This window comes from Enterococcus sp. LJL128, assembly GCF_056924295.1.
Genome location: NZ_JBXPBP010000012.1, coordinates 102,309 through 114,098, shown reverse-complemented (window position 1 = coordinate 114,098; position 11,790 = coordinate 102,309). Strand labels below are relative to the sequence as shown.

At 38.2% G+C, this 11,790-nt stretch carries 12 protein-coding genes; all 12 read left to right on the top strand.

The window, feature by feature from the left end; genetic code table 11:
* Nucleotides 1–829 (top strand): FADH(2)-oxidizing methylenetetrahydrofolate--tRNA-(uracil(54)-C(5))-methyltransferase TrmFO (gene trmFO / locus AC1Z3K_RS13940; RefSeq protein ID WP_461733019.1); only part of this gene is annotated, 829 nt, incomplete at its 5' end.
* 207 nt (nt 830–1,036) lie between these two features.
* Complete coding sequence (locus AC1Z3K_RS13935) at nt 1,037–1,465, top strand: hypothetical protein (protein ID WP_461732943.1); 429 nt, start codon at nt 1,037–1,039, stop codon at nt 1,463–1,465.
* Between the two features lie 19 nt (nt 1,466–1,484).
* Nucleotides 1,485–1,769 (top strand): hypothetical protein, encoded by a 285-nt coding sequence (locus AC1Z3K_RS13930; protein ID WP_426081438.1) that lies wholly within the window; start codon nt 1,485–1,487, stop codon nt 1,767–1,769.
* Nucleotides 1,770–1,786: 17 nt separating this feature from the next.
* Nucleotides 1,787–2,086, top strand: coding sequence for a hypothetical protein (locus tag AC1Z3K_RS13925; RefSeq protein ID WP_461732944.1), 300 nt, complete (start codon nt 1,787–1,789; stop codon nt 2,084–2,086).
* Between the two features lie 35 nt (nt 2,087–2,121).
* The gene (locus AC1Z3K_RS13920; protein WP_461732945.1) at nt 2,122–7,056 is read left to right on the top strand and encodes a DUF6531 domain-containing protein; all 4,935 of its coding nucleotides are present in this window, start codon (nt 2,122–2,124) and stop codon (nt 7,054–7,056) included.
* A complete protein-coding gene (locus AC1Z3K_RS13915; RefSeq protein ID WP_426081447.1) occupies nt 7,056–7,520 on the top strand; it encodes a hypothetical protein in 465 nt (154 codons plus the stop codon). Before AC1Z3K_RS13920 ends, AC1Z3K_RS13915 begins: the two co-directional genes overlap by 1 nt.
* 94 nt (nt 7,521–7,614) lie before the next feature.
* A complete protein-coding gene (locus AC1Z3K_RS13910) occupies nt 7,615–8,082 on the top strand; it encodes a hypothetical protein (protein WP_426081449.1) in 468 nt (155 codons plus the stop codon).
* 225 nt (nt 8,083–8,307) lie between these two features.
* Entirely contained in the window at nt 8,308–8,784 is a 477-nt protein-coding gene (locus tag AC1Z3K_RS13905) for a hypothetical protein (protein WP_461732946.1), read from the top strand.
* A gap of 69 nt (nt 8,785–8,853) precedes the next feature.
* Complete coding sequence (locus tag AC1Z3K_RS13900) at nt 8,854–9,321, top strand: hypothetical protein (RefSeq protein ID WP_461732947.1); 468 nt, start codon at nt 8,854–8,856, stop codon at nt 9,319–9,321.
* Between the two features lie 109 nt (nt 9,322–9,430).
* Nucleotides 9,431–9,853: a DUF6560 family protein gene (locus AC1Z3K_RS13895; protein ID WP_461732948.1), complete on the top strand. Its 423-nt coding sequence runs from the start codon at nt 9,431–9,433 to the stop codon at nt 9,851–9,853.
* 206 nt (nt 9,854–10,059) lie between these two features.
* Entirely contained in the window at nt 10,060–10,956 is an 897-nt protein-coding gene (gene xerC, locus AC1Z3K_RS13890) for a tyrosine recombinase XerC (protein ID WP_461732949.1), read from the top strand.
* A 278-nt stretch (nt 10,957–11,234) separates the two neighbouring features.
* Nucleotides 11,235–11,783 (top strand): HslVU peptidase proteolytic subunit, encoded by a 549-nt coding sequence (hslV, locus tag AC1Z3K_RS13885; protein WP_426081453.1) that lies wholly within the window; start codon nt 11,235–11,237, stop codon nt 11,781–11,783.
* Nucleotides 11,784–11,790 lie beyond the last annotated feature (7 nt).

The window sequence follows — 11,790 nt, the reverse complement described above, 5'->3', positions numbered from 1 at the left end:
GGCGCCAATTATTGATCAGTCAACGATTGATATGGATAAGGTCTATTTAAAATCCCGGTACGACAAGGGAGAAGCAGCCTATTTAAATTGTCCGATGACTAAAGAAGAATTTAATCAGTTTCATCAGGCATTAGTTGAAGCAGAAGTAGTTCCGCTGAAAACCTTTGAAAAAGAGAAGTTTTTTGAAGGCTGTATGCCAATTGAAGTAATGGCTAAACGTGGGATTAAAACGATGCTTTTTGGTCCAATGAAGCCTGTTGGGCTGGAAGATCCTAAAACAGGGAAACGTCCTTATGCAGTAATTCAGCTGAGACAGGATAATGCAGCTGCTTCACTTTATAATATCGTTGGATTTCAGACACATCTAAAATGGGGCGAACAAAAGCGTGTTTTCCAAATGATTCCAGGGTTGGAAAATGCTGAATTTGTCCGTTATGGTGTGATGCATCGAAATAGTTTTATGAATTCTCCTGAATTACTAGAGCCAACCTATCAAACAAAGAAACGTTCTGATTTGTTCTTTGCAGGACAAATGACTGGAGTAGAAGGTTATGTAGAGAGTGCGGCCAGTGGTCTTCTTGCCGGCATCAATGCTGCGCGTCTAGCGAAAGAAGCTGAGCCGGTTATTTTTCCAAGAGAAACAGCGATGGGGAGTATGGCATATTACATCACCCATGCAGAAGGTAAACACTTTCAACCGATGAACGCCAACTTTGGTCTGTTTCCAGAGCTGCCTGCACGTATTAAAGATAAAAAGGAACGCTATGAAGCTCTTGCTCAAAGAGCCTTATCTGTGCAAAAAGAAATGATTGAAGAGTTAAAACGATAAACAGAAAATAGAGCGAGAGACAAAGAATGTTATAAAAAGCATTCTTTGTCTTTTTTTCGTTATTAATTTAAAGAATCAAATAGCATGTTATTGTTACTTTTACCAAAAAATGTTTAGTTTTAAGAAAAAATTGAAAAAAATTTTTGTTTATTGTGGTAAACTATATTGTATAAAAAGAAATATTGTAGTGAGGAAGGAGCACAGAAAATGAGTGATAAAGAAAAGGAAGCGTTGGAAAGAGCCAAACGAGCTGCCAAGGAACGAAAACGGCGCGAGTTGAATGAACGGGCGGTAAAAGTACGTAAGAAAATTAATCAAGCATCTGAGTTAAAAGCTAGTTTTCAAGCAAAACAAAGCGAGCTAACCAGTGACGTGACTCAAATAACAGCGAAAAAAAATAGTGCTTTATCTAGTCAAATTGCGAAAGAGGTACGTGTCTCCAAAGTATTTGAGGGAGTGATTGCTGAGATGCAGGCCTCTAGACTACCAGAAGGCGTGACTACCTTAGAAGAAAATATTAAAAAGGTTGAAAAGGTTATCGAAGGAATTAGTGATCAGATCAGTAAACTTTCCAATTACCAACAGACGCAAGAGGGTATTTTATCAGGTATCATGAGTCAGCTGGCCAGCTTATAGAACAAAGGAGAAGAAAAAAATGAGTGGAAAAATTGCCGTAATTGATCAGGAATTCACACAGGTGGCAGCCGATTTAGAACGAAGCCATCAAGAGTTGCTTGACGCCTATGAAAAAATTATTGAGCTTACCAAGAGTTTGAGTGCAGGAGCATTAAATACAGATGCATTAACCCCGAAAATTGATGGATTAATGGAAGGGGTTAGTTCGGATGTGATTGCCCGACTAAAGGAACTATTTACCCAAACCAAAACGGTGATTCAAGAATATGAAACCGTAATTATCAATGTAGATACAAGCTGCTAAAAGGAGGCAAACAATCAATGGGTAAGATTAATATTAACCATAGCCAGGCTAGAAGTGAGATACAAGGAATTCAGGCACAGATAAGTGGAAGTTTACAAAGTGCTAAAAGTAGTATGAGTCAAATGAACGGCATATTACAAGAATCTGAAGGAGCCTTTGTAGATGCTTTAAAACAGCAATTTCAATCTGAAGAAGCGATTGTAACCGCTTCTGAAGCTTTTTTTAATGAGGTGTGTCAATCCTTGTTGAATGCAGTCGATGTGTACGAGGAACAAGACCAGAAACTATCACGGAGTAGAGATCAGATTGTGTCGTAAAAGGACGAAAAATAAAAAGAGTAGGAGAATCAAGTATGAGTGTTGGAAAAGATCGCGTATTTTTATTATCTGCTATCGCAGAGTTAAAAACGGCCTATGAGCAATTGTTTCAGGCGGCCAAAGAATTTAGTACAGAAGCAGAAAGTAAGGCTAAAGGCCTTCAGTCTTTACTTGGCCAAGTTCCTTCTGAGGCAAAAAGCAGTCAGCTCTCTGGAAGTATTTCCGGTTTGAAATTGGAAAAGGACGAATTTCAGGAGCTGCTGGATAAGTTAACGCGTGATGTAGAAAAACTGCAGAATGACCTGCCTGCTTTGGATCAGGCAGCAGCTGCTAATGTGAATGATTTACAAAGTGCCGCAGATCAGCTGGCTAGTCTATTTAAAGAATACCAGTCCTTTATCAAGGGCGGCTTTACTGCTCAGGATGTGAATTCTTTTAAAAAATCACTCTCTAAAATGCGGATGCAAAACGGCATGCGCATGTCAGATATTGATAAGACGCTGCAGCGCGTATTAGACACATCGAAAGGGTTGGCGGTGGTCAGTGCTTATTACAGTAAAGATCCAGTAAACTTAACCACAGGTAATTTCAGTGCAGATAAAGAAGACCTGACTGTTCACGGCGAGGTACCCTTAGTATTCAAGCGCACGTATAATGCTATGGATGAGTATCGTGGGGCGTTAGGAGAACATTGGGTACATAGCTTCGAAGTACAGCTGTATCCGAAGAAAAAAGAAGGTCAGCTCAAAGTCATGATGGAAGATGGCAATGCGGTCTTTTATGAGGAACGGGAAGAAAATCACTACGTCGCTCCCATGTTTCCTGCCCATCAATTAGTGAAGACAGCGGCAGGCTATCAGTTAACGTTAGAAGACCAAACGGTCTATTCGTTTAACCTACAAGGACAATGGATTCAAAAAGAGATGGAGAATGGTCAGAAAATCCTTCTATCCTACAACAGCCAAAACCAACTGAAAAAAGTCAGCAGCTTGTCAGGATATCTGCGTTTTCGCTATCATCCAGACGGCTATTTGAGTATGGTGAAGGACCAAACGAATCGGAAGCTTCAGTTTTCCTATGCCAATAACTGTTTAATTAAAGTAACCGGTGTGACGAAAGAGACTCTGCGTTATCAGTACAATGATAAGAAGGAGTTGCTCACGCTGACGAACCCGCGGGGAATTGACTTGGTTCAAAATACGTACGATTATCTGGGACGAACCACTCGACAGGTCTTTCCTGACGGGGGCGTGATGACGTATGCGTATGAGGATGAACAGAAAACCATTACTGTGACAGAACAAAACGGCAACCAAGTCACCTATTATCGGGATAAGCAGTATCGAAACACTCGAGCGGTTTATGCAGATGGGGAAGAAGTCAGTGTCTATAACGGACAGAATCAGTTAGTAGCCTTTACGGATAAGCGGGGGAACAAGACGCAATACAGTTATGACGAACGAGGCAATCAAACGAATATCACCAACGCTTTGGGCGAAACGGTCACCCTTACGTACGATGAACAGAACCATCCAATCCAAATCAGACAAGCGAATGGCGGAACATTCCGCTTCTGCTATGAAGACAACCAACTGGTCGAGGTAAAAAATCCGTTAAATCATACCTCCAGTATCCGTTACGATGAGCAGAAACGACCGATTGAAGTACGACAGCCAGATGGCAGTCAGTTAACCTTTACCTACGATGAACGAGGGAATATCCAGACTATTGGGCAACCGAATGGCAGTCTGGCACATTATGTGTACGATGAACGCAATCAAGTCATCCAAACCACTGATCCGAACGGAAATGACAGCCAGTATAGCTATGATGAGCAAGGAAATCTGTTAACGATTACCAATGCCGCTGGAGCCACTAGAGAATACACCTATAATGAAATCAACAAAATCACACAGATAAAAGATTTTGACGGTACACTCACTATACAGGAATATAATAATTTAGGAAAAATTGAAAAAGTTGTCAACTCACGTGGCGGAATAACGGAGCTTGAGTATGATTTGATGTGGAATATTTCTAAGATTAGACAGCCCAATGGGGCTGAAACACTTTTTCAATATAATCAACTGAATCAGCTGGTGAAAACAACTAATGCTCTCGGGCATAGTACTATGGTTACTTATGATGCAGTGGGTAATCCGTTGGAAATTGTTGGACCTAGTCAATCTACAAGAAGCTTTCGTTATGATGCATTAAATCGCCCAACTAAAGTAGTCGATGCATCGGGTCATGAAACACGCTACACGTATGATCGTTCTGGGAAAATCGCGTCAATTATGGATAGTAAAGGGCAGACAACCGCTTTTCGTTATGATGCTATAGGACAGCTAGTGGAACAAGTGAACCCATTAGGACACAAGACGCGGTTTACGTATACCGCATTAGGAAAAGTGGCAGCCGTCGAGGATCCGAACGGTGGAGTGACGACCTACGACTATTATCCAGGTGGGAAGCTGAAAACCGTTCAGTACCCGGCGGGAGAGACGATTCAGTATACCTATGACAACAATGAAAATGTCATAGAAAAACAAGTAGGAATGCAAGGTCCAACCCACTACAGCTATGATCGACTCAATCAAATAACAGCTATTACAAACCCGCTTGGGCATACGAAGAAATTCAGCTATGATGAAGCTGGCAGAGTTGTTCTGTTTCAGGATGAGACAGGAGCCATTACTGAGTACGATTATCTTCCTACGGGAGAGCTAGCACAGGTTAGGGATGCATTAGGAAATGTTACCAGCTATTCTTATGATGAAGTAGGAAATCTGATTCAGATGGAACAGCCGACTATTGATAAAGACTATACAGAAGCTCAACAATTGAATCGCAGAACTATGTATCACTATGATCTTCTAGGGAATGTGACACAAGTTATTGATGCGCTCGGCAACGAAGAAAGCTATCGTTATGATGAAGAGAATCATTTAATTGAAAAGATTGACAAGGACGGGTTCCATACACGTCTTTCCTACACAGAGACAGGACGCATGAACGCCATTCGTTATGATGACGGCAAAGAGGTGCAGCTTCAATACAATGAATTGCGGCAGTTAGTAGCAGTGCAGGACTGGCTGGGCAAAACAACGATGGAACTGGATGCGTTAGGCCGAATTTTACAACTGACCACCCCGGATGACCAACAGCTTCGCTATGAATGGGACGCATTAGGGAATCGAACCAAGCTTATCTATCCGGACGGCAAAGAAGCCGCCTATACCTATGATTCTTCAAGTAAGCTAACAAGATTACGCAGTGACCAGCAAGAATATACGTATCGGTACAATGAACGTGGTCAGCTGATTGAGAAGCAGCAGCCGGCTGGGCTTACGTCTTCTTATCAGTATGATGCAGCGTATCAATTGACCGAGCTGGTTCATCAGCAGCATGGCGAGGTATTAGAGCATTATCAGTATCACTACAATGAAGCAGGGAATAAAACTCACATTGAGAAGCAGAGAAAAGGACTGTTAGAGGAAAGTGGTCAGTTCCTGTATCACTATGACCCCTTACAGCGATTGACAGAGGTTCAAAAAGACGGAGATTCTCTCAGAAGATATACGTATGATGCCTTTGGCAACCGCATTGCTAAAAGTGAAAAAGACCAAACGACACACTATACGTACAATGCGTTAAATCAATTGATACACCAAGAACAGCCAAATCAAAGTCGCACTATGCGTTATGATAAGCGGGGAAATCTAGTGGAAGAATTATTAGATAACCACCTGCATAAATCTTTTGAGTTCGATGCAACAAATATGATGACGAAGGTCATTCAACCAACGGTTGGAGAAGCCACGTATGACTATAATGGACTGCGGAATCGTGTAGGACAGACAATTGTAAAAGCAGATGAGCCGTTGAAGCAAATTCAGTATGTGTTGGATTTGACAAAGCCTTACAACAATCTATTGGAACGAAAAGTCAATGAAGACACAGAAAGCTATTTATGGGATAATCAATTATTGGCAATGGATGGGGAAGAGCAGTTTCTGCTGGATGAGCTAGGCAGTCCGTTACGTCAATTGACAGCTGGTGGCAGCCAAGAGCTGTTTGCCTATGACGAGTTTGGGGTAGCGCAGCAAAGCCAAGCGGGTGTCTTTGGTTTTACTGGTTATCAGCAGGATGAAATCAGCGGACTGAACTATGCACAGGCGAGGTATTATAATCAAGAGCAAGGGCGGTTTATTAGTGAGGATAATATTAAGGGATTTGCAGAGACCCCTCAAACATTAAATCCATATGTGTATGTTTGGAACCAACCAATGAAATATGTGGATAGAGATGGAAATTTAGGATTCTTAGCTGCCGTTGGAATAGGAGCACTTGTTGGAGGAGTTGTTGGAGGAGTATCTCAACTTGCAGTAGATGTAGTGAAAAATGTAGACAATGTTGTTAAAGGTGAAAAACTAGAGTGGTCAAAACCATCTGCTTATATAGGAGCAGTTACTGGTGGAGCACTTGCTGGGGCAACCACTGTAGCTGCTCCTATATTATTTGCTGCAAGTACAACAGTAACTGCTATTACAGCTGGTGTTGTAGGTGGTATATCTAGTAATGCTACTTCTATGCTAGTATCTAACAAATATGAAGGCACAGACTATAGCTCCTCTGATATTTTTGAGAGTTCACTTATTTCTGGTGGAATAGGTGGGATACTCGGAGGTGTCTTTGATAAGATTATTCCTAGTAAATATTTGTTAGAAATTAGCGGCATAAACAAAGGAAGAAATAGTATGGTAGCTGTTTTTAAAAGTGGTATTACAAGAATGATTAACCACGGACACAAAATGAGCTGGAAAACAATTTTTAAAGGATTACTGGGCAACTTTATAGATGGTTTACAAGAAGAAATTAGTAACTCAGCAGTAGGGGATATATACGAATACCTAAAGGAATCAATAATTAAAAGAATGAACGAGCAAAGTGAGGAGTGTCTAGAATAATGATAATTCTATCTGTACTAAGTTCACTTTTCTTCTCAATATTATTTATATCAGGATACATTAAAATAGCTCAAAGAAAAGAACTGCTATATCCAACGAAAAAGGCAACAGAACAACAGAAAAAGAATATGCACAAACTTAATATTTTTCTGAAATTAGCACTTTTATTTCTTTCCCCATATATATGGTGGACGCTAATTATTCCTGTAGCACGAGATATTCCGAATATTGTTACAGGAAATTTGCCAGAAGTAGAAGGCAGACTATTAAAGGATGCAAATTATGGTGCTTCTCCTTCAAGAAAGAAGATAGTTGTAAAAACAGTAAATGGTGAGGAAATAAAGATTATTTTGTATTCGAATCGCATGAAAAAGGGGGATTATGTAAAAATTCAGCATCTTACTTATCAAAAATCTGGAGATACTTATTATGGTAAAATATTAACCCATAAAAAAAGTGAATAAGAATTCTCGATTGCTAAGGTATACGAAAAATATTCGGTAAATACAAACTATTAAAAGAATATATCAAGTGCCTAGGATAAAAAAAGGAAAAATAATGAATAATTATCTATATTATCGTAATTTTGTGGTTACAATAGCAACATTTATCGTATTGATTTTTCTATCAGTAAAATATTTTAGAGGTGGGGTGTTATTTACTCCTGAAAGGGCAGTTTCTTCAACGAAAGATTTTGTCAGTAAATATGGCCGAATAATGACAACAGGGGTATATCTTGTCTTTTTAGTTTTATGTTTAGTTGTTCTTTCTGGTGGTGTGAATCTAATTAAGGATTTGCCTTATGTTTTAGAAAAGAAATACATCGCTATTTCAGGACCAGCAGTTAATCAATCCACCGGAAAAGAGACAAATAAAGTACGTGCAATAAAAATTAAAGATGATAAAACTGGAGAAATTATCCATGTTAGCTTTTATGGAGATAAAACAATTCATAAAGGGGATTTTTTAGAACTCTATTATTATCCCAATTCTCATATAGGAGCTTATCAAAATTCTGAAGACTAAAGGTAAAGATGAACTAAAAGAAGAACAGATTAGTAGATTGTTTGTTCTTCTTTTTACTAGAAAACAATGTTTTTGATTAACTACTATCAATTTGAGCTTTTGATTTCAGATGTATTATAGAGTAGAAGATGTCCATATTCTTAGCAATTTTTATGATGATGACGTTCCTTCAACGATATTAACATTGATATTAGTAAGCAAATCGAAGCTGGAAAAGGAGCGCAAATGAAAACTATAATTAAAATAGCTCTTGGGACCTTAGGTGTTATTGGGTTGTTGACAGCTGGTTATTTTTTAGTGGTTTTGTATCTTTTCAATCCTGCACAAGATTCAAGAAGTGAGGAAGTCTTTTCTGTCAATAGTTCTCCTTCCGGGAAATATGAGCTGCTTCAAGTAAATACAGAAGATGAGGCTGAAGTACCTGGTTATTCGTTTAATGTGTGGGAAAAAGGGAGCGGAGATACAACGACTTATGAAGCAAATGATTATTTTAGAAAGCGAGATCGTTTTATTCTTTCTTGGGGAGATAATGAAGATATCGTTTGGGTATATAGTGGTGGTTTAGGTCTTTTTTATTGGACGAATGAAGGAGATAGTTGGACCAAACATACCTTTGCTGATGAAATAATCGATAGTAATCGTATACCAGCTGAGCTTTGGAAGGATTTGCCTGATAGTTACAAGCAACAATATGGGGAGTAATTTAATTCGTGTTTATCACATCTTGAGACAGGTAGAGCAAAAAATATTTTATAAAACAGGGGTTATTGAATGAGTATTGGTTATTTACTAATTATATATGGATTGATTGTTACTTTTATAATAATTAGTGTTAAAGGATGCATGAAAATAATTAAAAATGAATACTTTATCAGTTATAAGGATGCGATACCTGCCAAGCAGAAGTTCATGAAGAAATATGAAAAGAAAACAAATATGATAATAAAGATTTTATTTCTTATTTGGATGACTGTGATGTTTGTAGAATTTATAATTCCTGGAATTTTTGATTTCCCTAATATTTTAACTGGAAAATACCAGATAGTTGAGGGTATCGCATTAAATTCTGCTGGAACAAGTGATAGAAAATTCCCAAAAATTGTTACAATCAAAGACGAGCAAACAAATCAAACAATTCGACTAAGATTTTATTCTGCTAAGTCAATTGAAAAAGGAGATAATTTAAAAGTTATTTATTTGCCTCATCTTAAAAGAGGGACACTTTTGAAGCATGAATAGTCAGAAACTATCACAAGCATTGTTATTTTGATAGTTTTTAGTTATTTTTTAATGGAACAAAAGATGTAGTAAATAAATAAACGAAAACCATAAAAATTGGAGTGAAAGCATGCGTTCTTATGAATTGACAATTCCTTATGGATTAATACTTGTATTGAAAATGATGATTTATTGTGGATTAGGATTTTTTATCCTTTTCTTACTAGTTAAACTATTTGGAAATCAAAGTGCTACCTATGGGCATCTGTATTTCTTTTTAATTTTTGCCTTAATAGGTTTTGTTGGTATGCTTGCAGCCAAAAGATGGCGCATCTATGTGAAAAATGAAGAAATCACGATAAGATACTCTGTAAAGAAGGAACGCCGACTGACATTTGCAGATATTGACTATGCTTCTATGGGACTAAAACATGAGCTTAGTCTCTTATCTAATGGAAAAAAGATGGTTACTATTGATCGTCTAACCGTTAATCGAGAGCAATTTCTTGAAGACATAAAAAAACGGCAAATAAAAATTAGCTATCAGGAATAGCTGTTATAATATCATGAATAAACAGCTTTCCTTAGAGCCCTGAACAATGTTTCGGGGTTCTTTATTTTGGCAAGAAGAACCTGCTAACGTTAGAAAAAATTATGAATTGTGAACAAATTTAGAAATATTGATTAAATTCTGACAATTCATTTGTTTTTTAATTTTGGTTATGCTAAAGTTACAGTGTAATTGCTGGAGGGGGTTTCATGGATAAGAAGTGGATTGAATTATTTTTCAATTATTTACTAGTTGAGAAAGGATATTCTGATAAGACAAAAATTGCTTATGAGAATGATTTAACTCATTTTCTGGCATTTCTAAAGGAATCCGGAAATGAGGATTATCTTTCAATAGATCATTTGGATGTACGTACTTATTTAGGTGTTTTGTACGATGAAGAGTACAGTAGAAATTCTGTCGGGCGTAAAGTTGCCAGCCTACGAACCTTTTATCAATTTTTACTGAAAAATGAACAAATAACTGAAAATCCGTTTTCCTATGTTCATTTGAAAAGAAAACAGCAGAAGCTGCCTCGTTTTTTTTATGAAAAGGAAATGGACAAGCTTTTTGAAGCAGCACAGGGAGACAAACCGCTGGAATTGAGAAATCTGGCATTGCTGGAAGTTTTATATGGCACTGGGCTTCGACTTAGTGAATGTGCGTCACTCACGTTGGAAAGAGTGGATTTTCCTATGAGCACGTTATTTATCACCGGAAAAGGAGATAAGGACAGATATGTTCCTTTTGGTTCTTTTGCTGCAGATGCTCTGACTGTTTATCTGGAGAATGGCCGAAAACCTTTGATGGAGAAATATGGTAAGGAGCACGCCTATATCTTTGTGAATCATCGGGGAGACCCTATTACACCAACAGGGATTGAGTATGTTTTAAACCAGCTGATAAAAAAGAGTAGTCTGAATATGGATATTCACCCGCATATGCTGCGGCATACCTTTGCTACTCATCTGTTAAATAATGGAGCGGACATGCGGACGGTTCAAGAGCTTTTAGGGCATGTTAATTTATCGACTACACAAATTTATGCTCATGTCACCAGAGAAAGTCTTCAAAAAAACTACCGAAATTTTCATCCGCGGGCGTAGAGCAAATCTTAATAGTATATGTTCTTTGTATGAAAATATACTTTGCCGTTCACTAGGCGGAGAGTAACTAAGGAAGCGTTCGTAAGGTTTGTTGTCATAAAAATAACATGTACGTTGTTATACTTGATTTTTGTAGTATAAGCAAGCTGAATAATTTGTCTTTGAAAAGCTTGGAGCGACAGATAATTTCAACATTAGAATAAATAGAATCTTGCATTCATTAAATTATAAAATCATCAAAAACTATGAATGAGTAACGATAACCAGGAGGATGTAGCATGGTAGAATCACAATTTCATTCAACAACCATATGTGCTGTTGAAAAAGATGGAAAATTTGCGATGGCCGGAGATGGTCAGGTAACGATGGGCGAATCTGTCGTTATGAAAGGTACGGCAAAGAAAGTGCGTAGAATCTACAACGATGAAGTTGTTGTTGGTTTTGCCGGTAGTGTGGCGGATGCCTTTACTTTAGAAGAAAAATTTGAAGGAAAACTAAATGAATACAACGGCAATCTAACTAGAGCCGCAGTTGAGCTGGCTCAGGAATGGCGGACGCAGCAGTCTATGCAAAAGCTGGAGGCAATGCTGATTGTAATGAACAAAAAAGAGATGCTGCTGGTTTCCGGAACAGGAGAAGTTATTACTCCAGATGATGGGATTTTGGCTATCGGTTCGGGCGGAAATTTTGCGCTGTCTGCTGCTCGAGCAATGAAGCATTATGGAGACAAAGAGATGTCAGCTAAGGAAATTGCAGAAAATGCACTGAATATTGCTGCGGATATCTGCGTATTTACGAACCACAATATTATTGTAGAAGAAATATAAATGAGGG